Source organism: Pedobacter chinensis (assembly GCF_003339865.1).
Classification (GTDB): domain Bacteria; phylum Bacteroidota; class Bacteroidia; order Sphingobacteriales; family Sphingobacteriaceae; genus Pedobacter; species Pedobacter chinensis.
This window is the reverse complement of record NZ_QPKV01000003.1, coordinates 412,386-437,459: the sequence shown is the minus strand read 5'-3', so window position 1 is coordinate 437,459 and position 25,074 is coordinate 412,386. Positions and strand designations below refer to the sequence as shown.

Annotated in this window: 13 protein-coding genes; 2 read left to right on the top strand and 11 right to left on the bottom strand. The window is 37.2% G+C overall.

Annotated features, from left to right (window positions below):
* Nucleotides 1-1,016 precede the first annotated feature (1,016 nt).
* From DU508_RS07145 to DU508_RS07125, 5 genes are all read right to left on the bottom strand, one after another.
* Nucleotides 1,017-3,620, bottom strand: coding sequence for a glycoside hydrolase family 2 protein (locus tag DU508_RS07145; RefSeq protein ID WP_115402151.1), 2,604 nt, complete (start codon nt 3,618-3,620; stop codon nt 1,017-1,019).
* 409 nt (nt 3,621-4,029) lie between these two features.
* Nucleotides 4,030-6,285 (bottom strand): GH92 family glycosyl hydrolase, encoded by a 2,256-nt coding sequence (locus DU508_RS07140; protein ID WP_115402150.1) that lies wholly within the window; start codon nt 6,283-6,285, stop codon nt 4,030-4,032.
* An 82-nt stretch (nt 6,286-6,367) separates the two neighbouring features.
* Nucleotides 6,368-7,693 carry an alpha-L-fucosidase gene (locus DU508_RS07135; protein ID WP_115402149.1) on the bottom strand — a complete coding sequence of 442 codons (1,326 nt, stop codon included), beginning with the start codon at nt 7,691-7,693 and terminating at the stop codon, nt 6,368-6,370.
* A gap of 151 nt (nt 7,694-7,844) precedes the next feature.
* A complete protein-coding gene (locus DU508_RS07130; protein ID WP_115402713.1) occupies nt 7,845-9,536 on the bottom strand; it encodes a S41 family peptidase in 1,692 nt (563 codons plus the stop codon).
* 147 nt (nt 9,537-9,683) lie between these two features.
* On the bottom strand, nt 9,684-9,899 hold the full coding sequence (locus tag DU508_RS07125; RefSeq protein ID WP_115402148.1) for a hypothetical protein: 216 nt from the start codon (nt 9,897-9,899) through the stop codon (nt 9,684-9,686).
* A 174-nt stretch (nt 9,900-10,073) separates the two neighbouring features.
* Here DU508_RS07125 and DU508_RS07120 point away from each other — a divergent pair, with 174 nt between their 5' ends.
* Nucleotides 10,074-10,676: a porin family protein gene (locus DU508_RS07120; protein ID WP_115402147.1), complete on the top strand. Its 603-nt coding sequence runs from the start codon at nt 10,074-10,076 to the stop codon at nt 10,674-10,676.
* Nucleotides 10,677-10,790: 114 nt separating this feature from the next.
* On the opposite strand, the gene DU508_RS07115 is transcribed toward DU508_RS07120, so the two are convergent.
* The 4 genes from DU508_RS07115 to DU508_RS07100 form a co-directional block, all read right to left on the bottom strand.
* A complete protein-coding gene (locus DU508_RS07115; protein WP_115402146.1) occupies nt 10,791-13,412 on the bottom strand; it encodes a gliding motility-associated C-terminal domain-containing protein in 2,622 nt (873 codons plus the stop codon).
* A gap of 79 nt (nt 13,413-13,491) precedes the next feature.
* Nucleotides 13,492-14,301, bottom strand: a complete 810-nt coding sequence (locus tag DU508_RS07110; RefSeq protein WP_115402145.1) for a DUF4397 domain-containing protein — start codon at nt 14,299-14,301, stop codon at nt 13,492-13,494.
* A gap of 18 nt (nt 14,302-14,319) precedes the next feature.
* Nucleotides 14,320-15,867 carry a SusD/RagB family nutrient-binding outer membrane lipoprotein gene (locus DU508_RS07105; protein WP_115402144.1) on the bottom strand — a complete coding sequence of 516 codons (1,548 nt, stop codon included), beginning with the start codon at nt 15,865-15,867 and terminating at the stop codon, nt 14,320-14,322.
* A gap of 11 nt (nt 15,868-15,878) precedes the next feature.
* Nucleotides 15,879-18,959, bottom strand: a complete 3,081-nt coding sequence (locus DU508_RS07100) for a SusC/RagA family TonB-linked outer membrane protein (RefSeq protein WP_115402143.1) — start codon at nt 18,957-18,959, stop codon at nt 15,879-15,881.
* A gap of 241 nt (nt 18,960-19,200) precedes the next feature.
* Here DU508_RS07100 and DU508_RS07095 point away from each other — a divergent pair, with 241 nt between their 5' ends.
* Complete coding sequence (locus DU508_RS07095) at nt 19,201-19,947, top strand: DeoR/GlpR family DNA-binding transcription regulator (protein ID WP_115402142.1); 747 nt, start codon at nt 19,201-19,203, stop codon at nt 19,945-19,947.
* 37 nt (nt 19,948-19,984) lie between these two features.
* Here the strand turns inward: DU508_RS07095 and DU508_RS07090 are convergent, their stop codons facing one another.
* Together DU508_RS07090 and DU508_RS07085 are read right to left on the bottom strand one after the other, a co-directional pair.
* Nucleotides 19,985-21,280: a RagB/SusD family nutrient uptake outer membrane protein gene (locus tag DU508_RS07090; protein WP_115402141.1), complete on the bottom strand. Its 1,296-nt coding sequence runs from the start codon at nt 21,278-21,280 to the stop codon at nt 19,985-19,987.
* 16 nt (nt 21,281-21,296) lie between these two features.
* On the bottom strand, nt 21,297-24,419 hold the full coding sequence (locus tag DU508_RS07085; protein WP_115402140.1) for a SusC/RagA family TonB-linked outer membrane protein: 3,123 nt from the start codon (nt 24,417-24,419) through the stop codon (nt 21,297-21,299).
* Nucleotides 24,420-25,074 lie beyond the last annotated feature (655 nt).

Genomic DNA, 25,074 nt, shown 5'->3' with positions numbered 1-25,074 from the left:
AAAGCTACGAAGTAAATTTATTTTACAAGTGTAAATATTAATTCTAAAAGGTCTTGTAGCTACTTCGTGGTCAGCTCTTTTCTGCAGGCGTTCATGTTATTAAGGTCCTGAAACATGTTCAGGATGACGACCGTTCATGCATGGTTTTTAAGCGCTCCGCCCAGCCGTCGTCATGCTGACCTGTAGCGAAGCGGAAAGCTACGAAGTAAATTTATTTTACAAGTGTAAATATTAATTTTAAACGGTCTTGTAGCTACTTCGCGGTCAGCATCTTTCCTGCCGAGGCGTTCATGCCATTAAGGTCCTGAAGGCGACCGTTCAGGTATGGTGTTTTAAACGCCTCGCCAAGCCACCACGTCATGCTGAACTTGTTTCAGCATCTTTTCTGCCAGACGTTCATGCCATTAAGGTCCTGAAACAAGTTCAGGATGGCGACCTTCAGATATGGTGTTTTAAGCACTCCGCCCATCCGCCACGTCATGCTGAACTTGCTTCAGCATCTTTCCTGCCAGGCGTTCATGCCATTAAGGTCCTGAAACATGTTCAGGATGACGACCGTTCAGGTATCGCGTTTTAAGCGCTCCGCCCAGCCGCCTCGTCTTGCTGAACTTGTTTCAGCATCTTTCCTGCCAGGCGTTCATGCCATTAAGTTCCTGAAACATGTTCACTGTTGTCCGGTAAAAATTTTGAATTAATTTTTTACCGGACAGCCTAATGACAAATGGCTGTAATATTTGTCTGTTGAAAATATATTTCGCTGGATATTGAAGCTATAAACAGTTTAAATGATTAGAACTTTAACAAATGAATAGTTTTTTACCGGACAGCCGGATTTGGATAAGTATTTTTAAAACTGAAAAACAATGGGCTTGTCATTTAAAATTGCTATAAAAACAACGTTTTTAGCTTAATTTGAAAGGTTTTATGGCTAGCATAGACTTTAACCGGACAACAGTGAAACATGTTCAGGATGACGACCGTTCAGGTATCGCGTTTTAGGCATATCTCTGTAGAATTTACTGAATCGCCACCTTTTGTCGTTCCACATTCCAGCCATAAACCTCCAGTGCTAAATTATCTGTGGGTTCTGTATGTTCAATAGTAATGGTTTTGCTTTCTCCAGGTAAAACACTTACATAATTATCATCGTAAAAAGCAGGGAGAATTCGCTTGCCTGTTTGCGGATCTATTAAAGCAATACGATTAAAAAAGGCGACCGGATTATTTTGCTGATTGATCAGTAAAACCTCAACTTTCGCTTTTGATTTTTTAACTGCTGTGATTTTTAATGTTGCTTGCTTTATGCTTTGTAAACCTTTATAATTCCCATCTTTATCGGCAAGCCAATAAATATTTTCACTTAGTGTTTGTTGCTTTTCATTTAAGAGTTTCAATGAAACAAAAACACCATCTTTTTTATCGAGTTTTTTTAAAAAATCATTTAATGGGAAAAACCTGCGAACCGAAGAAGCACCAATGGAATTGAATACCCGCGAATAAAAGTAATCTTTCCCATCCATATCATAAACTTTCGCTTGCACCATTAAATTATTTCGGTCAATCAGGCCATTATTTACAACGGTAACCATACTATCTAAAGGATTCATCATGACGTGTAAAGGTTCGCTTCCTTTGCGTAATCCATATAAACAGGCATTTGGATCAAGGTAATAATCATACATCTGGCCGCGTAAGGCTGTCCATGGATTTTGTGTTTTCCAGATAATCGAACCGGTATACCAATCCCACATTTTATTGGAAAAACCTTCCATCAAGGCGCGGTACTGATCATAATTAACCAATTGTGCTTTCATGGCAAAATCCTTTGCATCCTTAGCCTTTCCGTAGGGGTCAATGTATTGATCGTAACCAATGTATTTATGATAATCCCATACAGAATCTGGCTTGTTTTTAAATTGGGGCGCAATCATGTTTTCTTTTGGAATAAATCTTTCCAGAGATTCGTAATCGCCCACACCCACTGAACCAACTTCTGAGTTATAAGGAAATGTTCTTACCGACCAAAAGCTTTCCGGGTTCTGAATGCCATAAGGCCCGTCGCCGTTGCCACCAATACTGTTGTACGACATTTCATCGCTATTGGAGAAATCGAAAAACTTTCGTGTACCATCTAAACGTGGCAGAATATCATTTTTAATCGGATTTAAAATATCATCAGGTGGTGTAATTTCATTACCTCCACACCAAAATGCCAGCGATGCATGATTGCGAATTAATTTTACCTGATCTTCGATCGCTGTTAAAACCAATGGATGATTGTCAGGGTAGTTTCTTCTTGTCCATTGATCCTCTTTTTTCATTGGATCTACCCATCGACCATTGCAATCACCACTGAACCAAAAATCCTGAAAAACCAATAAACCATATTTATCACAAGCATTATAAAATTCTGGCCGCTCTAAAATAGCGCCACCCCAAATTCTGATCAGGTTCAGGTTCATATCTTTGTGATAACGAACCTCGGCATCATAACGTGCATCGCTAAAACGTAGCATCGCATCAGAAATAATCCAGTTTCCGCCCTTTATAAAAATCTTTTGCCCGTTCACATAAGCACCCATACTCCTTGTATGCGCATTCCAGATGTTATCAATCTGCCTGATGCCAATGGTTAAATTTTCCTGATCCAAAACCTGATTTGAGCTAATGAACTTAATGTTTAGCGGGTATAAATCTTGTTTGCCATAACCATTTGGCCACCAAAGTTTAGGATTTTCTAAAGTTAAATCAGGAAGCTGTACCACAGTATGAGCAGCAGAAATAGTAACATTTTTCCTTACTGCTTTTCCAGCAATCTCATATTGCAATATGCCCGAAACAGGCTTGGCAGTAGGGTTCTCAATTTCAACAGAAACTTTAATGGTGGCTGGTTGTTGTCTGGCATCTGGTATTCTTTTTCCCGGAACCAAGGTTACCACATGTGGATTTTGAATATTGATACCCTTTGTTTTTTCGATGGTTACCTTATCCCAAATCCCGGTATTGCGATCACGAATGGGCTGAATCCAATCCCAGCCTGCTGTATATTGTGTGGTTAAGCCTTTTGCAATTGTACCATCGCCACCTTGTCCGCCATTAGGATTTCCAGGAAAATCGGGAGGATAAACAATTACAGCTAAACGATTTTTTCCTGTTGATGAAAGCAGCTTTGTAATATTATAAGTTGCCCGTAAATGCATTCCTTCATGCATTTTAGCATTTACTTTTTTACCATTTAAGAATATTTCAGCCTTATAATTTATTCCCCTGAATTGTAACCAAACCTGCTCACTACCAGTGGCCTTTTCATTAAAATCTTTTACAAACCAATATGTATAATGCTCATTTCCTGTGTTATAGATATCGGCAATTTTCTCATTGTTCATTCCATAAAATGGATCAGGTACTTTCTTATTATTAAGCAAAGTGGTTAATACTGTTCCTGGCACCGTTGCAGGCATCCAATTATTTAAGGAGAAGTTGCTGTTTGAGATTTGTAACCCATCAGCTTTTACTTCCTTAATGCTGCTACATAGCCAGCCCCTATTTAATTCGTATCGTTCTTGTGCTGTGGTGTTTAAACTGCCAACGATTAAAAGAAATAAAAGCATTGTTCTCATACAAAGGGTTTTTTAAGATTGAATAATTTAAAATATTGGTTTGGTATTTCCAATAGCAAAAACTTTAAGTTAAGGAGAATAAAAAATAATTGTCATCATTAAATGGCAACTTTTTTGATGGTACTTGTCATTCTTAACGCAGTGAAGACCCGCGAAGCAAGCATGAAAGACCGATAAAAAAAATAAACAAAAAAGCCCGTACCAAGACAAAAAACACCCCGCCCTGCGGGCACCCCTCTAAAAGAGGGGAATTGCAAAATGCTTAATTACCGATCATTAAAAACAACATCATTTATATTGATTTTTATGACCACGAAATAGCTGCAAAGCAAAATAAATTATTCTTCAGAATGACAGACCTCGTTTAACTACTGTCATCCAAGTCATTTAACAATTTTCAAAAAACAAATCATTTCCCCGAAACCGGCCTGTCTGCAGGATTTACACCCCAGGTTTTTGACGGTGTATTGCCCATATAAATTTGCATCACACCTCCATTGGCAATCGTTTTATGCAAGAGAAATGATTTTGAATACGGCTTACCATTGATCACTATCTTCTGGATGTATTTATTCGCAGCACTATTGTTAATTACTTTAATATCGAACTTTTTATTACCTGCCAGATTTATGGTGGCAGCATTAATTAAGGGTGTTCCAAAAACATAGGCTCCGTTAGCCGGGTTGACAGGATAAAACCCCAAAGCTGAAAATATATACCAGGCACTCATTTGTCCGACATCTTCATTGCCGCAAAGGCCATCAGGTTTTGAGGTATAAAATTCCTGATCAATTTTTCTGATCAGATCGGCAGTTTTCCAGGGTTGACCGGCATAAGCATATAAATAAGGAATGTGATGGCCAGGTTCATTTCCCTGCGCATAGTTTCCGATAAGGCCAGAAATATCAGGAGAACTGTTTTCGCCCAAATCTGCAGGAACAATGAACAACGAATCAAGCTTATTCACAAAAGGTTTATCTCCGCCAAACAGATTAATCAGCCCTTCCACATCTTGCGGAACCAACCAGGTATATTGCCAGGCATTGCCCTCGGTGTAATCATCTTCGCGGTGTTTGGATACAACAGGATTAAATGGTGTCCTCCAACTTCCATCGGCCAGCTTACCCCTCATAAACTGAACATCTTTATCGAAATATTGAGCATAGAGCTGTGCTCTTTTACTGAAATATTGGTAATCTTCAGTTTTATTTAAAGCTTTTGCAAACATGGCGATACAATAATCGTCAATCGCATATTCCAATGCTTTTGCAACTGACTCATTAACCTGATCGGCAGGAATGTGTTTCAACTGCTGTATGTATTCAATTCCGTTTGTTTTTTGCATTGCCGATTGCTTAACAGCTTCGTAAGCAAGATTTACATCAAAGCCGCGGTAACCTTTTAAGTAAGCATCTACAACCACCGGAACAGCATGATAACCAACCATGGTATTGGTTTCACTGCCCATTAAATGCCAAACAGGGAGTTTACCTTGCTGTTTATAAATAGCCAGCATGGTGTTTACAATATCTTTAACCTTATCCTGATGGAGGATGGTATAAAGTGGATTGGCAGCACGATAAGTATCCCAAAGAGAAAAAGTTGTGTAATTAGTGAAATTTGCATTTCGGTACACCTTTTTGTCTGTTCCCAAATAATCTTTATTTACATCATTAAAAAGCGATGGGGCAACCATTGTATGATACAAAGCAGTATAAAATACTTTTTTTGTAGTTGCAGAAGCATCGATTTTCACTTTCGATAATTCTTTTTCCCATTTCGCATCAGCTTTTTTCACTGTGGCTGCAAAATCCCATCCCGGCAATTCGGTTTTAAGATTTATGATCGCATTTTCAATGCTCATTGGCGACAGGGCTACTTTAATTTGAAGTTTATCATTATTAACAGATGCAAAATTCACAACTGCTTTTAATTTCTTCCCTTTAACATCTTTACTTTTTCTTAATTGATCGTCTTCATATATTTCGAAATTTTTAACGGGTTGTGAAAACTTAATTACGAAGTATAATCTTTGATCTTCTGCCCAGCCTTTGGAATCTCTTTTTCCGACAATTGTTGTTGCATCAATTTGTTTGAAAGAAGTATTTGTAGGTTCATCCCAACCTATGCCTTCCACTAAATCGATCATGAGATGAGGGGTTACTGCATTTTTTGGAAAAGTATATTGATGAAAACCTACCCGATCGGTTGTGGTTAATTCAGCTTTAATTTTATATTTATCAAGAAGCACGCTGTAATAACCAGCTTTTGCAACTTCATTGGTATGTGAAAACCTGGAGAGATAACCGAGTTCTTCTTCTCCCTTTTTACCCTTTTGTAAGATAGTGGCACCGGTTACCGGCATAATGGAGATATCACCTAAATCACCAATGCCGGTTCCGCTTAAATGAGTATGCGAAAAACCTGTAATGGTGTTGCTTACATAATTATACCCGCTACACCAGTCCCAACCTTCCATGATGTTGTTCGGCCCCAATTGCACCGCTCCAAACGGAACATTGGCGCCAACAAAAACATGCCCGTGTTTGGCAGAGCCAATAATTGGATCTACAAATTGAGTTAAATTATTTTTTTGTTGTGCATTACTTTTAACTGAAAAGATTAATAAGATAAGAAACAATGATTTTATACTTCTGATTTTCATAGGGTTCTAAATATTCGGCTAATATGTTGTTAAATCGTTTTACTAAAGTAGAGAAATTAACTTGAAACAAGTATGAATCAGGTTATTTTTTAACTTCCAGTACCACCACACGATCAGGTTCATCGTTTTGAAAATTAATTGCCAGTTCTAATTTAGATTTTTCCAATTTATATGGAATCTTATTTCCATTCTTAAGCAAATAAGCTTTATTAATTTTTTTGAATGGGATATTTTCTATGGAAACAGATGACTTTTGGCCATCTAACACATGTACATATATCTTATTATCCTTTTGGGTTATGCCACCCCAGCTTTGAGGTTTAATAAATCCGGCTTGTGTATTGTATATGCTTTCGCCATAAACTTTCAGCCAATCGCCCACTTGCGCCAGTCTTTCCTGAAATTCCGGTTGAATTTTACCATTAGGCATTGGGCCAATGTTTAATAAAAGGTTTGATCCCAAGCCTGCTGCCTTTACCAACATTTCAATAAGTTGTTTTGGTGTTTTATAAGTGGTATCGCTAAGATTATATCCCCATGAATCAGAAATGGTTTCACAAGTTTCCAATGGCAATTGATCAGATGCTTTCTGAAAGCTCAGCCCTGATTTATTTTCTCCTGGTAAATCGCGTTCAAACATTTGGAAATCTTCACCCGGAAAGGGTGTCAGATGGTGATTATTCCCAATCATACATTGTGGTTGAAGCTTATGGATTAAGCTATAAATCTCATCATATTTCCAGTCTAATCTCGAAGTTCTGTCTTTTTCTCCCTCTGGTGCAGTCTGATCCCAATGTCCATCGAACCAAATGCCTCCAATTTCTCCATAGTTCGTTAATAACTCTGTTAACTGGTTTTTCATGAACTGAAGATAACTGGCATAATCTCCTTTACCTTTTCTGCCTGAATTTTGACCCGTGCGACCCGTTTCATGAGGATAGTCTTCACGTCTCCAATCCAACAAAGAATAATATAGGTAAAGTTGAATTCCTTGCTTATGGCATTCATCAGCCATCATTTTAACAACATCTTTCTGATATGGGGTATTCATGATATTAAAATCAGAATATTTAGTATCCCACATGCTGAAACCATCATGGTGCCGGGTAATTAAAGTAATGTATTTCATCCCCGCATTTTTTGCCATGCTTACCCATTGCGCTGCATTAAAATCAACCGGATTAAAAAAATCCTTCAAATTGGTATAATTATGAACGGTTAATTTTCTTTGATTCATTACCCATTCGCCACTTCCGGGAATGCTAAAAGGCCCCCAATGAATAAACAATCCAAAACGAGCTTGACCAAACCATTCCCTTTGTTTCAAATTTGCAGCTGATGGAGCATAATTTTGAGCCCGGGTTTGCAGGTTGATTAAGGCTAATACAACGAATAAGATTTTTTTCATTTACTCTTTGTTAAACTTTCAGAGATGAGGTCAATACTTAAAATTTAGCAGGTAATCATCTATATGATCGAGTGTTAAAGTTTTAAACCAGCCTAAAATACCCGCTTTTTGTAGCCTAAAATTCAACCCAAAGAGTAAAATATTATGCAAATCAATCCAAGGATACTATTTCCCTAACAGGTTTTCCGATCACTTTATAATTTCCATCGCCCTTTAGTATGGCCAGCATTTGAGATTGATTGGTAAACAGTGTTTTAGCCGCAGCCAATTCTTTATCATATTGGAAACTCTGCTCTATTCTACCCTTTTCATAAAAATATCTGCTAATAATCTGGGTTTCCAAAATTCGTTTTATTTCTGCTTTGTGCGTGGCCAGATCATTCTTTTTTGATGAGGTTAATTTATACTTCAGATTTTCAAGATCAGCTTTAACTTCGGCTGATTTATTTTCCTTTTCTGCCTCGGCACGTAAATCAGATAGTAATCGCTCCGTTCTGCTTTGGTAAGTTAGATCTTTATCAGCCAAAGTATTCACAAAAGCAGTATAATCTCCATCTGATACCTGGAAAGCTTTTGCTGATTCGAGTTTTGGATTTTTCTTCCAATACAAATTCGCATAGTTGAAAAACAAGTTTTTATTGATCATGGAAATGGTAACCGGGCTTAACCTGGCTGCATTAACCACCAAATCAGGATAAACGCCATTTCCACTATAAACATTTCTCCCTCCTTTGGTTTGGTACATGGTAATGGTTGAATCGGCAAAGCGCTCTGCTACTCCATTCGCATTCTTATGCGCATAATCAAGCTTTTGGATACATCTTCCCGAAGGTGTATAGTATTTCGCCACGGTAACTTTTACTAAGCTGTTATAAGGAAGATTAAATGTTTGCTGAACCAATCCCTTTCCGTAGCTCCGCTGTCCAACAACAATTGCACGATCTAAATCCTGCAATGAGCCGGCAACAATTTCAGAAGCTGATGCTGAATTTCCATTTACCAATACCACCAATGGAACTGTTGCAGAAACGGGGGCAAAAAGTGTTTTATAGGTAATGGTTTTTTCCGCATTTTTCCCTTTTTGAATAACAACCAACTGATCTTTGTTAACAAACAGATTAACGATTTTAACTGCTTCCTGCAGAATACCGCCGCCATTATTTCTTAAATCCAATACAATTCCCTTAGGATTTTCTTTATTGAGGCTCAACAGTGCATCTTTAACTTCCTGACCTGAGTTTTCTAAGAATTTATCGAGCTTGATATAACCAATACCATCGCCCATCATGCCGTAATAGGAAACATTAGGTTGTTTAATCTCTTCACGAATCAGTTTTTTGGTTATTTCTTTACCATCTCTTACTAAAATTAAATCTACCGGGGTTCCTTTTGGTCCGCGAAGCAATTGACTGATTTGGGCCCGCTCTTTTCCTTTAACATCAATTCCATTTATTTTCAACACCTGATCGCCGGGTTTTACATCACCCTTGTTGGCAGGATAACCTTCACTCACATCATTAATGAATAATTTCTCATCGATTAAAACCGTGGCGGCGCCGATCCCTCCATATTGGGTGCTTACATATTTGAGTTTATAATCTTCAATTTCTGATTCAGGGACATATTCAGTGTAAGGATCAAGGGTATCCAACATGGCATCAATGCCTGTTTTCATTAACTGAGGGGCATTGGTATCATCAACATAATTGATATTGATTTCCTTGTATAAAGAAGCAAAAATATCCAGGTTTTTTGAAACCAGAAATAAATCTTCCTTAAATGAAAAAGAGATAACAGCCAGGCCAAAACCTGCTGCTAAAACAATGTACTTTAGTTTCTTCATGCCTTTATATTTTAAACTCCAGAACCCTAAGGTTAGTGGATTATCTATCAACTTGTATGAAGGTAAATGTACAAAAACCCATAAATATTAAAAACAGGTATTTGAGCAGTTCGTAAATTGAACTAAAATAAGAAAAGTTTTTTTTACTTAAAGCCTGTTACCTTTAGTATCGGCCAAAGCCTTTTGGATTGTAAATTCAATATACGTGCGATCGCGTTTCACTAAACGCATTAAATCTTCCACCAATTGATCTTCTTTACCTGGCGTAAAATCCAATGGTTCATTAGCTAAATCACGATATTTCCTTAAAAACTTTGTTTTAACCTTGAATGCAGTTTCTGAAGTAAGTTGAAAATTAGCCATAGCGGATTTTATTTGATGCAAAAGTAAAAAATATTTATTGAGGTTAATATCTTTTTATGGCATGCCATAAAAAAAGCTGAGATTTGCGGAATGTTTTTGCACGATAATTGTGTTAAAACGTCGTTATAAAAACTAAACAGGCATAAAAACCAGAAATTTTAAACTTAAAGAAAAATGAAAAAAATAATCTTATCTATTGTTTTGCTAAGCCTGGGTTGGGCAACTTCTCAAGCACAAACCTTTAATTTGGGCGTTAAGGCAGGTATCAACCTTGCAAAAATCAATGCTGACTTTGCAAGTGAAGAAAACCGGTTAGGCTATCAAATCGGTGCATGGGCACGCGTTGGGGGTGCAAGTTTTTATGTACAGCCTGAAGCTTATATTGGTAGTAAAGGCAACAAGTTCATCAGTTTTACCAACAATAACAATACAGAGGTAGCAGCTGAAGGAAAAGTTAAATTTACCACATTGGATATCCCGGTTTTACTGGGAACAAAATTTGGTGCCAAAAATCTTAATTTCAGGGTAATGGCGGGGCCTGTGGTTTCATTTGTACTGGATGAAAATTCAACCTTCAGTTCTGCTTATCAACAAGCTACAGATTTTGACAATTACAAAAATCAGGCTTTCGGTGTTCAGGCTGGTGCAGGTGTTGATGTGGGCTCAATCTCTGTTGATTTACGTTACGAAGCCGGACTTTCAAACATCAGTAAAAGTGAAAAATATAGCCAGAAACCAAACTTATTCCAATTAAGCTTAGGGTTTAAGATTTTGTAATCAAAAAGCAAAGCGCCAGAAAAGAATTAATTCTGACGCTTTGTTGTATATGCTATTTGAAGAATATCGACTTAAAAAGATAAGTTTTGATGAAATGAAGGTTATTCTAAAATCTTATTTTAAGATGGTTAAACTGCCCGTCAGTTTGCCACAATCAGTTTTTAGATCGATAACATAGAAATAAACACCCACGCCTAACGGCTTACCATTATATGTGCCATCAAATTCTTTGGCATAACCTTTTGAATAGAATATCCTGTCGCCATTTCTGTTAAACACGAAAAATTCGGCATTTGGATAATTTTCTACACCAGCTAAACTCCATGTATCATTTATTCCATCACCATTTGGAGTAATGGAATTTGGGATTTTAAGGGTTTTGTTTTCTAATTGGTCAAATTCAATAAGGTCAGTGGTTATTTCGCAGCCATACCTGTCCTTTATCCTTAGGTAGTATTTTCCAGGCTTGGCAATTAAATTTAACTCATTATAAATCAATTTTTCATCAACAGTTAACCATTGATAAGTATATGGCGATGTGGATCCGGCCACCTCAATCCCTGTTACATGTATGGTATTACCATCGCAATTGATATATGATTGCATTTTGGTCAAATCTACAATAGGAGTTTCGGTTGAATTAACTGTAAAAACACCAGCGACATTTTCGCAATTCGCTCCATCAGATGCTGTTAATGTATACGTGCCAGGAAATACATTTATCAGGTTTTCTGTTCTGCTAATAATATTCCCTTCCCTATCTGTCCATATAAAAACAGTAGGGGCTTCGGACTGGTATGCTTGTATTGTTATGCTTCCATTTTGATTTCCACAGCTGGCAGGAACAATTGAAACAGTTTTAGCCTCATAGTTCTTTGATACATTTTTAACGGCATAAACCGGTGAAGTAATTTCGCACAGACCCGTCCCTGCCTTGAAATAATAATTATCAGCCGGAACATTTTCCAGGTCATTATCTCTGCTTACGATATTACCCACAGAATTATACCAAACCCTTGGTAAATTATTAGCTATGCCAATATTCCTTATACTTCCGTTTGAAGCACCGCAAATTTCATCTGAAATTCTTTTATTCGCATCGTCAATACCATTCCCTAATGATCCGATGGTATAAGTGGCAGATGTGACATCACAGGCTCCCAGTTGCCCTGCTTTTAAATAATAAGAGCCCGGCCCTACATTTTCCAAATCTTTAGCGTTGCCAACAATCTGTCCTTCAGCATTGTACCACTGAAAAATACTTGCATTATAAATGTGAATATTTTTTATGCTCCCAGTTGTTTGTCCACAATAAGGATCCAAGATTTGTTTATCAGTATCATCAATTAAAGGTTTGGAAAAGTTAGATGTTGCGCCATTTGCATCTGTACCCAAACTGGTCAATTTTCCAGTAACAGGACCGACGTATTTCCAAGCTCCAGCCGCATCAGTTCGTAGTGTCGCAAACCAGGTTTTACCCTGGCAATCAATACAATCATCTGTATAAAACAGTTCAACAATTGAATTTGGGCTATATACCCCGCTTACTTCATCTGCAGTTATGACGTCAATTTTGGCTTGATCGACAGATTGGTTTTTAAAAGTAATTGCTCCACTATTGTTGCAATAAATACTATTTTTAAAAATCGATATGGGATACGAGTTTTCAATAAGAATGGCCGTTTTATTATAAGCAATAACATTTAGGTCTGTTATATTTTCACCGCCAATTAATCCTTTAGTATTAGAAAAATTAATATGAATGCCCAATGTATTAGAAAAGTTCTCTGCACCTGTTTTTCCTGTACCAATTTTGTTCCGGGCAATAATAAAACCACTATTCACATAATCTACATAAATGCCTTTTGCTTGAACAGCTATAATATTATCGGTAATTAGCGGTATGCTTGTACCACCATTTACATAGATTCCATTTGCTGACAGAGATGGTTTTGCATTGAAGTTTTTATCTAACCCGATAATATTATTGGATATTTTAATATTGGATTCGGCGCCACCTAGCGCGATACCTGTTCTGGTATTGCTGGTTATTAGATTTCCTTCTTCTGGTATATCTCCACCAATTATTCCATTTTTCATGAAACTAATATCAATACCGGTTTCATTTGGCACAGCAGTTAAACCATTTTCTGCCAAGCCAAAGATATTAGAGGATATTTTCACATTCTCTATGAAAAATTTAGGAATAACGAATGGCGATAAAATTCCGGCATAACACCCTACAAAACAATTCGGTTTGTTGGGAGCACCAATTTTTACATCACTGGAATTATAAAGAAATATACCTCCCTTTTTATCATCAATTGCACCCAAAGGATCTGATTGGAAGTTTCTAAACAGCACACCGTAAACTTCTACTTTACTGGCATTATCCATTCTTAATCCGTTGAAATAATCAGCAACTGTTCTTATCAAGCTAATTTTAATATTTGGATGCGCAAATGCTGAAAAGGGTTGGGTAGTGGCATCTATAATGATATTAGAAGTAATTATCGGGAGCTCGCTTTCCAAAGCTATAGTGACATCAATTGAAGATGATCCAGGCAGATTGAAATAGATGTAATCGACAGTTGCTACTCCATTATTATTGGCACTGATAATTGCTTCGCGTAATGAGCCAATCCCAGCATTAGCATTAGAGGTTACTGTAAATATTGCAGCATTTAAAGTTTTTGACGCAATAAACAATAAGGAAAACAATATCAGTTTTTTCATCAGTTTACAGCTCTTAATATACAAAAAACCAAGGCCGTTTCTGCCTTGGTTTAAAAAGTCTTTATACTCTTATAAAATGTTAAAAGAATGTGGTATAAAAAGTTGTGGTTACTGCTGTCGTACCAGTGGTACCAAATATCCCTCTAATGTAAAGCGTATAAGCCCTACCTTTCGTTAAAATTACATTAGAAACAGCGGTTGATAGCGGTGCTCCTGTATCAGCGTTAATATACCACAATGGTACAGTAGGTGCTGTTCCCGGTCCCAAATTTGGAACCACTACCCAATCTGAAGCCTGACCATAGCCAATATTGGTTATGATTTTTGGATCAGTAACTAAAGGGCCTTTTACCAGATCTATATTAGGCAATCCTATGGCAAGATTTACTAAGCGCACAAAAATTTTCGAAGTATCCAAAGCTGGTTTCACATCCTCTAACACAAAAGGAGTACCCAGCATTTTGTTTGTTGCCGAATACTGGCCTGTGGTATAAATCGTATAGTACTTTCCAGGTGCCGGGGATATGGTTGTATTCAAAACTTCTAAACTAGCATCAGCAGCTGCGGTAGGTATAATTTTCGCTGTCAACTTATGAGAACCAGGAGTTGTAGCTGCATATCCAAAATCTGGAAATAAACCGTTATAGGTATACCCGGCATTTTCAATACCTGAAGAAGCCAGTGATGCCGAAAACTTAGTACCATCTATATAGTAGTTTACAACAGGGCTGCCAGGGGTTAGGTTTAGCACTTTTAAATAAGAGTATTTAGTGTCACCAGGCGTAAGTCTTTCATACTCGGTGTTTTCCACACTTTCCAAATCATCATCTTTAGCACATGACGTTAGCAATCCAATGCAGGCCGTCAGTATATATAATATTTTTTTCATATCTATCTATTTTTAACATTAAGGAAGTGAGAACCACATTGGCTTAGTATGATAATCAACTTTATCTGCACCTATTTTTTTAAGTGCTTCAATATTCCAGATATATTCGGAGTTATATCTTGGACGAGTTCTTTGTGCTGGCTTTCCACCATTGTCCGCAGAAAAAGCACTTGGAAACACAAAAGTACCTAAGTATGGGTTATTGCCTTTAGAGTCTCCTGTGATGTAATTGTATTTACGTAAATCAGTCCAGGTTTCAACAAATCCATAACCATATAGCGCCAAATACTTTTGTAGCATGATATCTTTCAAAGTCAAGTCTGTTGCAGATTGTTTCACAGATGCACTTTGCATATATGCTGTTTTTTCTGCTGTTGTGATTGCTGTTCCCAGTGCGCTAACAAAATCAATACTTGCTGAGATACCATTTAAATAGGCTGTATATGCAGTTTGTTTATCTTCTTTTCTAAACGCAGCTTCTGCTTTTAGAAATTGCATTTCAGAGTAAGTCATAATAGGGAAACCTGCTTTATCTTTGAAAAGATATTTTCCATTACCAGCCCCAGGATTAGCGCTGCCTAATGAACCCCATGGGTTAGCGATTTGATTTGCATTGGCAACAGTTCCTGGATCTGAAGCATTAGGATTTGTTCCTCGGAAAACCCCATCTTGTGAAGCAGTAATCATATTATTTCTACGAGGATCTATTACAGTACCAGCAGTTCCAGTAAAATAGGTGCCATCTAATAATCCGACGATGATTCTGGTTTGGCGATAGGAAGCTAAGTTTGCTCTTAACGGGCCAAAAAAGTTTGCATCAGCAGCAATGGTACCATTATTAGGGATAATAAAATTATCTGCATTACTACCTAAAGCTTTGTCAACGTAATCAATTACCTTTTGTGGGTCATAACTTGCTTTATTAATTGTACTGCTGGCATTCCTTGCTAACAAACCGTAATTGAACTTGATCCACTTTGCAGGATCCCCTGCATATACTAAATCAGCAGACGCTAATTTTACAACAGAGCCTGTGCCATCAGTTCTGCTAAAGTTTTTAATAGATTCATTTGCCAAACGCACAACCTCTGCATATACATCTTCCTGAGAATCATAATCGAATATAAACCGATTTGGTTCAAATGCTTGTTTTACAATAATCTCACCGGTATAGTCAGTGGTGATCTGCCATCCCCAAGCTCTCAATGATTGTCCCAAGCCAACATAATTCCATTCTTGCTTTTTCTCACTGTCTTCAATAATAAGACTGATATTTGCACCTAGACCATAATAGCAAGTTCTCCAAATCTCTCCCAAAGCATCACTTGCTGCCAACCATCCATGTGATTCACCAACATTAACTGCTCCTCCAAAATATTGGATAGTTCCGCCTAAATATCTAGAATCCCATTGCACACCTCGCTCCATTTGAGCAAACAATGGTGGCACCAAAGTTCTACTCTCCGGATTTTGCGGTGTAGCTGGGTCTGTATTTACATCAAAATACTTCTTACATCCAGAAAATGATATTGCAAAAGCAATTAACATTATATATATCTTTTTCATTGTTTCTTTAATTAAAATCCGACTCTTAAACCAAAATTGAATCCCATCGGCTGGCCAAAGGAACCATAATCTATACCTGTACCGCCTGTTCCTCCAGAAGCTGCACTTAAACCATTTACAGATGGATCTACCCCTTTATAGTTGGTTAATAATAATAAATCCGTACCGGTAAAGAATACACTGGCACTTTTAAATACGTTAGTTCTTGCAAATAAAGATTTAGGTAAATTATATGCTAAGGTAATGTCTTTCAATCTTATCCAGTTTATATCCTTTTCGATAAAATCTAAAGTATTAAAAGCCGTAGAATAGTATGAGGTTGTGATGTATGGAACAACCACGATGTTATTCTGAGTTGGGGTTGCAGTATTTTCTAATCCATCTCTTAATACGCCCTTGATAATACGTGGTGTTTCTCTGTCTAAACTTCTTTTTGACATACCTCTGGCATATAAGTATAATTCAGTGGCATTATAAATATCTCCACCTTTACGGATATCAAAAAGGAAAGATAAATTAAAGTTTTTGTATGAGAAGCTATTAATAATACCTATGCCAATATCCGGAGCAGTATCCCCAATTTGTGTCCATTCAGTACTTCTGATTGGCAGACCATTGCTAGGGCTAATAAGAATATCTCCATTGTTATTTCTAAGGTATTCCATACTAGCTAATGCAGAAACTGATGAACCAACTACATATTGTCTTCTTACATTATCAAACAACCAGGTATCCGATACGTAGAAAGTCTGTTGGTCTGCAGGAAGAGATGTAATCTTTCCCCTAGCCCTGGTAACATTTGCAGTCACATCCCAGCTAAAATCTTTATTGCGAATTGGAGAGCCTTTTACAACAAGTTCAAAACCGTTGTTTACAACTTTCCCACTGTTGATATATTCCAGAATGGCACCTGTTGCATAACTCAAACGAGGAGCTGTGATCTGCCCGTTACTTACAATTTTATAATAAGAAAAATTAGCCGATAATCTATTTTTAAAGAAACTTAAATCAATACCTGCTTCAGATGAAGTTGTGAACTCAGCAACTAGGTTTGGATTTCCTAGTGTTACATCCACTGCAAAACCTCCACCTGTTGTTGTTTGAGGAATCAGAGATGTTTTGGTAATATATGCTTTTTTAGCATCCTTACCTGATTGCCCCCAGGAAGCTCTTAATTTACCAGAAGAAAGCCAGCTAGCGTTTTTAAATGCAGGAAGATCTGAAAACACAAAACTTAAAGATGTTGCCGGATAAAAGAATGAATAATTATCAATAGGTAATGTTGAAGAAAAATCCTGACGACCTGTTAAAGTTAAAAACAACAAATCATCATATCCTAATGTTGCTTGTCCGAAAACACCCATTTTACGTTTTAATATACTTTGATAGGCAACCCTTTGAGTGGTTGGATCAGTATTATTTAAACTATAAAATTTTTGCTGATAGAATTTTGTACCAAATTGTGAGTTAATTTCTTCAAGATTATCTGAAATATCATAACCCGCCACAAATGATGGCTTGAACTTGCCAAAATCCTTTTTAATCGTAGCCACAAATGAACCATTAAATAATCTTAAATTATCGTTAAAGGTGTTGATTCCACCACCTCCATAAGTTGTAGACGCAACGTTTGCATTATAAGATTGTGGATGGTATGCTCCTAATCCCTGCATGGCATAAACATCTGCTCCAGCTGTTGCCTGAAAATTCAACCAGTCGGTCGGTCTATAATTGAATCCAACATTGGAAATAACCCGATTAACCTTATCCCAATTTGGATTGTTTTCCATTGCCCAAAGCGGATTATCCAGTTCAGCTGATAAACTGCCTGTTATTGTTCTTCTATCACCGGTAGCTGTATAATAATTTCTAATATCATCTACAACAGGCCATGTTAACACACTCAGCATTGGACTACCTGCGCCTTTATATGTTTTATTTGTTTTAGATGAAATAAAGTTCAAAGAGGCATTCATGCTAATTTTACTGCTGATTTTAGAAGTACCCGAAAGTTTAGCATTTATTGTGTTATAATCCGTTCCTTTGATAACCCCCTCCTGATTGGTATAGCTCAAACCTAATCTAACAGAAAGCTTATCCGTTCCTCCTTCTATAGATGCATTATGTTTCTGTGTCCAGCCAGTTTTGTAAAAAGCATCTAAATTATCATATCGTGTGAATCTATTAGGGTATTTAGCTCCAAAATATGTTCTGGTACGTACTTCTTCATCAAAAATCCCACCTGCACCACCACCATATACGGTTTGAACTTCTGGAAAACGATATGGGATTTCTGCTCTAAAAGAGTTATTATAACTTACACTTGCAGTTCCGGCTTTGGCTTTTTTCGTTGTAATTACTACCGCTCCAGATGCCCCCTGAGTTCCATAAAGTGCTGTTGCTTCTGGCCCTTTTAAAATAGTAAGTGTTTCAATCTCTTCCGGATTGATATCCATTCCACGATTTCCATAATCATTTGTCCGGTTGAAAGTTCCCTGCCCCACTAATCCATACTCACTAAATGTATTATTTGAGATCGGTAAACCATCAACTACAAATAGTGGTTGGTTATCTCCATCTAAAGATACCGCTCCACGAATAATGATCGAAGTTGAAGCCCCTGGCGTTCCACTTGTAGAGGTAATGGTTGCGCCGGCAACACGTCCCTGTAGCGAATTAATAAAGTTATCACGCTGAGTTGATGCGATATCAGACCCTTTAATACTTTGTGCATCATAACCTAACGCTCTGTTAGTACGTTCTATTCCATACGCAGTTACAACAACGTCATCCAAATTGCCAGCGTCAGCCGCTAAGGAAACGTTAATTACTGAACTTGTGCCTACAGTTCTTTCAACGGTTTTATAACCAATATAAGTAAACTGTAAGACATCAGAAGCTAGCGCTCTGATGGAGTAGTTTCCGTCACCATTGGTTTGTGCAACTACAGAGGTTCCTTTTACACGCACGGAAACACCAGGTATAGGTCCATCACTTGATGTAACCTTACCGGTAATGGTAATTTGTTGCGCAAAGGCCTGGGCCAGCAACAAAAAAGTACCAAGAAAAATTAATAGTAGCTTTTTTTTCATAAACTGCCAATAAGTGGTAAGTAAGAATTTGTTTAGTTAAATTAGTTAGTTGTTGTTTGCCAAAACACGCACAATAACGCATTTTATGTAAATTTTAAGTAAATATGATAAATGTTTTTCAATAAAAAAACAAAACAACAAAGATTTTTATACAACCATCACAATATTTAATTGCATAAACACGCATAAACACGCAAATAATTGAAAAGTATTTTTACATTCGTATAAAACCAAACTTAATATGCTAAAAAAAGAACGTCATGATTTCATTATGCGCCAAATCAATCTGCACAACCGTGTACTTACCTCAGATTTGGTTCAATTACTCAATGTATCTGAGGATACAATAAGAAGAGACTTACAAGAACTGGTCGAAGAAGGTTTGCTTTTTAAAGTTCATGGGGGTGCATTATCAAAATCTTACCATAGTTCTTTTGATGATAGCACAGTTTATGCGCGAGATAGCAAAATTATTATTGCTAAGAAAGCCATATCACTTGTTAAGGATGGCATGGTAGTTTTAACAGGTGGCGGCACCACCATATTGGAATTAGTAAAACAACTTCCACAAAACGTTGCAGCTACATTTTTCACCATTAGCCCGCTCGTAGCAGTGGAGTTAGCTAAATACAATAATATTGAGGTTATTTTAATTGGAGGTTTATTCTCTAAAAACTCTCAGGTTACTTACGGAGGCCAGGTAATTACCCAACTTTCTGAAATTAAAGCCGATTTATGCTTAATGGGTACAAGTGCCATCCATCCAGAGGACGGACTGACTGATACCTATTGGGAAATTAATCAACTCAAGAAAGCTATGCTTGCGGCTTCGAAAAAATCAGCAGTATTGTGTATTTCTGAAAAACTGGATATTTCGTTAAGATTAAAGGTATGCCCCATTGAAAGTATTACCTATCTCGTTACCGAGCTTGATCAAGGTCATGAAGCACTTGCGGGTTATCGCTCAAAAGAATTAAATATTTTATAAACAGGGGGGGCTGAAATCTCAGCCCCCCTGTTCTTGTTTAAAAAGCAGGATCTGCTGGTGTATTTGTATTATTATCTCTTTCCTGAAAAGGATAAGGAAAGAAGTTTCGTTTGCGATCTGCTAAAGGTTGATTAAATCTTCTCATATCTTCCAGTTTTAACCCAGACATGAAAAGTTCAATACAGCGATGTTTGTAAATTAAATCTAACAGCTGTTGTTGTGTATAAGTTCCTGTTAATGCGGGCAGCGCGGCCCCTAAGCCAAAAGGATCTGTAGCTGCGGTTTTTGTAACTATTTTATTGAGTTCTGTTAGTGCGCTTGATAAATTCGGTGTAGCTTGGCGAGCGTGAGCTTCCGCTTTAATTAATGTTACTTCTCCAGGCAAATAAACAGGGAATTGAGTAAAGGTTCCTGCTCCAAAACCATTAATACGAACTGTTGTATTAACCGCAGTATAAAATGGAATTCTTGCATCATTTGCATCTGGAACATTGGTGCCGGTTTGCCCTAAATTCAAATTTTTTGGTTGAATTACGTTATTAGTAGAAGTTGCGACTTCAAAAATTGGATTAAGATTTAAAGCATCGTAAGTAAATGTAGATCGCTTGGTTAAATCAACGGCATTTGCAGCAGTAAGTGCAAGTGCATAATTTCCCGAAAACAGCGCATAACGAGCTTTTAAAGCATTTAGTGTGTTCGGAATATCTAAGCCAGATGGTATATTTCCTAAGAAAGATGCATTAATTGGATTTGCAGCGATTACAGATAAGGCATTATCTATGGTTGAGATTGCTTTGTTATATCCTTCTATACGAGAAATGAAAGATACATTTTGTCCGGTCCCGGAAGGAACCTGCTCCCAATATTCAGACAAATTACCTAATGCTAAAGCTTTAAAAATGCTTGCATGGGCGATCAAGCCAGCTGCATAATTTTTATCGGCAAGGTTGGCAGCATTATTAATTACATTGTCGGCATCATAAATAATTTTATTTGCTCCAACCCAAATGTTTAATAAAACAGTATTTGTTCCATCCACTTGTACACCTCCAGCAACCAATCTTTCTTCATTTGTATTACCAGTATTGATGGATATCAATTCATTGGTAGTTAATCCATTTACCGTGATTGCTGCATACAGTAAACCTGCCCTACTGGTAGAAAAGGTTTTCTGCAAACCCACAGTTACGCCTGTTAAGCCTTTTGCAGAAGTTAACACATCATTGGCTGTAGCTGCATTAGGATTCAAGTACTCCTTTTTACAAGCAGTTGAAAATGTAATTGCTATAAGAAGAGATGCACAACCTATATATTTTGATTTTAAATTTTTCATAACAAATCGTTTTTAATTAGAATCTTGCTTGTAAACCCAAAGAGAAAGTACGTGGAATAGGCACTGAACCAAAATCGATATTTCTTAAAATTGTTGATTGTCCTCCTGAATTTAATTCAGGGTCATAACCCTTGTAATTGTCCCACGAAATCAAGTTTCTACCACTTATATTAACTGTTAAGCTTTTAATAAATTTTACCTGGCCAATATTATAGCTCAATGAAATTTCCCTTAACTTTACGAAAGATCCATCATCAACACGCCACTCTTCTACATTATATGCTCCTGCAATATAACCTCTTGGTAATTGGCCTAAATTTTCTGCTTCAGTTACTTTTCCATTGCCTACCCCTTGGCGGGTTCTCCAGTCTGCATTCCAAACATCTCCACCTTGTACCGCGTCTAATTGTATATGTAAGCTCAACTTTTTGTAAGTAAAATCATTTACAAATGATCCGGTGTAATCTGGATTGGGATCACCTACAATCTTACGTAAAACAGTTCCAATAGGCTGGCCGCTGGCATCTCTTTGCACTTCATATTCTGTTGCAGATTTTTGAATTCCCCTTTCTGTTAAAGGAATACCTTGTGGGGTTGTCAGTAAGCTTCCATCAGGATTTCGAGCAAAGAAAGTTCCGTAGAACACGCCCACCGGATAACCATCTGTAATGGAAACCGGTGCACCGGCATTTGTTGAAATCAGCCTTTGCGCACCTGACCCAACAATTTTATTTCTATTCCTATTGTAAATCAAGGTAGAAGTCCAGGAGAAATTCTGAGTTTTTACCGGCATCCCTGTAAGCATCAACTCAATACCTTTATTCTTAAGCGTACCACCAATATTATCCAGCAGACTTGAGAAACCTGTAGTCGGAGCAATTACCACTCCTAACAATAAATCTTTAACACTCTTATTATAGTAACTGAATGTTAACCCCAAACGATTGTTAAAAAATGACATATCAGTACCTACTTCAAGCTCTTTTTGACGCTCGGGTTTTACACTGGTATTGGCTAATGTTCCGCTCGATGTTAGTGATGTTTTACTATTGAGCGATCCTGGCGAATAAACATTGAAACGATCATATGCCCCAATACCCGTTAAGTTGCCCGATTCGCCGTATGCAGCTCTCAATTTAAAAGCATTCCACCAAGATGAAACTCCTGAATCTTTCCAATAATCAGCTGATGATAAAACATAGCTCATATTCGCTTTCGGATAGAATTGGGTTCTATTGTCTTCTCCAAATACCGTAGATTGATCTACCCGGATTGCTCCCGTTATAAATAAATGATCTTTGTACTTAAAGTTTTGTTGTAAATACGCACCGCTGATTGAAAATTCTGATCGACTATCATTATTAGGCAAAATTGTACTTGCACCATTTACAACCTGAACAAATGGAGCTAAACCACGGCCATTTAATAAGCTATAAAGATCTTTTTGATATTGGTATGAACCACCAAGCTGCGTAGTTGAGCTTAACAAGTCCGAGATCTTCGTGTCGTAAGTAAAATTCAATTCATTATTAAATAGCGTTGTGGTTGCATTTGCAGCGCTGGCATAACCATTTAAAGACGGATCTAAAGTTGGGCCACCTCCATAAAAACCTGTACTTACATTATAAGCAAATGGTGGAATATAAGTGGTTCCATTTTGAATGGAGTTATCAACCCCCATGGTGTAATCAACAGTTAAATTTTTAACAGGGGTCAGTTTTAATCCGGCATTTGCAATAATCCGATTAGTGAATTGACGTTGTTTGATGTCTTCTATTACCGATACTGGATTTACACGGCCCCGCTCGCCAACTGCCTTTAAATTACCGAGTGCATCTCTTGTGAACAGATCATGAAAGTTACCAATAATCGTTACGGAATTCATTGGCGAGAAAAAAGAATTACCATCAGGCTTCTCATTTGCATCGCTGTGTATATAGTTGAAACCGGCTGTCATTTTTGCCCATTTATTGATTGTTTGGTCAAGGTTAGCCCTAAAATTCATTCGTTTGAAATCGGTATTTTTAATTATCCCTTGATTATAGAAATAACCGGCAGAGGTATAAAACTTAGTGTTATCATTTCCTCCGGATACTGACACTGAATTATCTGTACCTACACCGGTTTGAAAAATATAATCCTGATAATTATACCTGGTAACTGGGGTAGTTGTGGTTAGTGCAGGTGTCAGAATATCTTGTGTCTCCAAATCCACCGATCCACCAAATTTTATAGGTGCCTGGTTTACTTCAATTTGCTTACGAAGCTCGCTAATGGTTAAACTGGTATTAAAACTTACCTGAGGCTCTCCGGTTTTACCTCTCTTGGTAAAAATTTGAATAACCCCTGCATTTGCTCTGGAACCATAAATTGCAGCCGCAGCAGCGCCATTCAAAACCTCAATACGGTCTATATCTGCAGGATTAATATCAACCATTCTATTTTGTCCAATATTGCCTACGAAATTAGTTCCATCATAATTACCAGATGTATTTGTTACCCTGGTAGTTGAGTTATTTACAATTACACCATCAATAATATATAACGGTTCAGATGAAGAGTTAACCGAACTCACTCCCCTCAAACGTACCGAGATTCCACCTGCCGGATCTCCAGAATTCTGACTAATCTGAGCCCCAGGCGTTTTTCCTTGCAACGAAGCTAAGGCATTTCCGCTTGGTGCTTTATTCAAATCATCGCCCTTTACTGTGCTGACATAACTACCGAGTTGCTTTCTGGTTGTTCCTTGAGATGTTCCTGTTACAATTACTTCATCCAAACCAACCGCATCTGTACTGAGAGTAGTATTGACGAGTACCTGAGCATTAACGTCTAAGTTTATTGCCTGTGTTTTGCTTTTGTAGCCTACAAAAGAGAATTGAATCTGATAATTTCCTGGTGTTAAATCTACCGAGAAAGAATACGTTCCTCCAGAATTGGTGCTTGTCGCTAAATTTGTGTTTAAAATTTTAACTACAACTCCCGGAATGGGATCATTATTTGAGGCATCGGTTACTTTACCGCTAATGGTATAGCGTTTGCTCTGTGCCTGTGCCATTTCTGTAAATAAAAGCAGCAGAAATGGGATCATCAAAATTGCAAAAAATCTTGTTGACCATTTTAGGTAACTTTTTTCCATAAAATTTGGTTTTTTCTGTTAAGATTAGGTTTAAACAAATTTAACAAAATACCTCATAAAGCAAATTTTTATTAGGTGTAAAGAAGTATACAATAATCATTTGAAATACATCAAATTAGATATCAATTCGTAAATTGTGATTAATTTCCAACCCCCATATCAACGTTCCCACTATGAGAAAAACCACCATTACAGCTTTGTTGCTTTTGATCTTACCAACACTTTTTATTGGTTTTAAAGAAGAAAGTCAATTCGAAAAATTTCTCAGAAGAATAGAAGAGTATAATCAAAAAAGACATTACGAAAAAATTCATCTTCATTTAGATAAGCCTTATTATGCGATTGGAGATGATATTTGGTTTAAAGCATATGTGATAGACAGTTACACGAATGCCCCTACAGAAATTAGTAACGCATTACAAATAGAATTAATAAATGAGAGAGGCAATTTTACTAAGAAACTAAAAATCCCATTAACTTATGGTTTAGGCTGGGGAGATTTTAAACTTTCCGATTCTTTGCCTGAAGGAAATTATCGTATCCGAGCATATACCAACTGGATGAGAAATGATGGCCAGGAATTTTTCTACGATAAGGTAATTAAGATTGGAAATGCCTGGTCTAATAATGTTTTTACAAATACCAGCTATCGTTT

Excerpts from the sequence above, each read along its gene's own strand:
- DU508_RS07130 (WP_115402713.1), bottom strand. The coding sequence starts at position 9,536 with ATGAAGAAACTAAAGTACATTGTTTTAGCAGCAGGTTTTGGCCTGGCT.
- DU508_RS07145 (WP_115402151.1), bottom strand. The coding sequence starts at position 3,620 with ATGAGAACAATGCTTTTATTTCTTTTAATCGTTGGCAGTTTAAACACC.
- DU508_RS07090 (WP_115402141.1), bottom strand. The coding sequence starts at position 21,280 with ATGAAAAATTTAAAATCAAAATATATAGGTTGTGCATCTCTTCTTATA.
- DU508_RS07135 (WP_115402149.1), bottom strand. The coding sequence starts at position 7,693 with ATGAAAAAAATCTTATTCGTTGTATTAGCCTTAATCAACCTGCAAACC.
- DU508_RS07095 (WP_115402142.1), top strand. The coding sequence starts at position 19,201 with ATGCTAAAAAAAGAACGTCATGATTTCATTATGCGCCAAATCAATCTG.
- DU508_RS07125 (WP_115402148.1), bottom strand. The coding sequence starts at position 9,899 with ATGGCTAATTTTCAACTTACTTCAGAAACTGCATTCAAGGTTAAAACA.
- DU508_RS07115 (WP_115402146.1), bottom strand. The coding sequence starts at position 13,412 with ATGAAAAAACTGATATTGTTTTCCTTATTGTTTATTGCGTCAAAAACT.
- DU508_RS07110 (WP_115402145.1), bottom strand. The coding sequence starts at position 14,301 with ATGAAAAAAATATTATATATACTGACGGCCTGCATTGGATTGCTAACG.
- DU508_RS07085 (WP_115402140.1), bottom strand. The coding sequence starts at position 24,419 with ATGGAAAAAAGTTACCTAAAATGGTCAACAAGATTTTTTGCAATTTTG.
- DU508_RS07120 (WP_115402147.1), top strand. The coding sequence starts at position 10,074 with ATGAAAAAAATAATCTTATCTATTGTTTTGCTAAGCCTGGGTTGGGCA.
- DU508_RS07105 (WP_115402144.1), bottom strand. The coding sequence starts at position 15,867 with ATGAAAAAGATATATATAATGTTAATTGCTTTTGCAATATCATTTTCT.
- DU508_RS07140 (WP_115402150.1), bottom strand. The coding sequence starts at position 6,285 with ATGAAAATCAGAAGTATAAAATCATTGTTTCTTATCTTATTAATCTTT.
- DU508_RS07100 (WP_115402143.1), bottom strand. The coding sequence starts at position 18,959 with ATGAAAAAAAAGCTACTATTAATTTTTCTTGGTACTTTTTTGTTGCTG.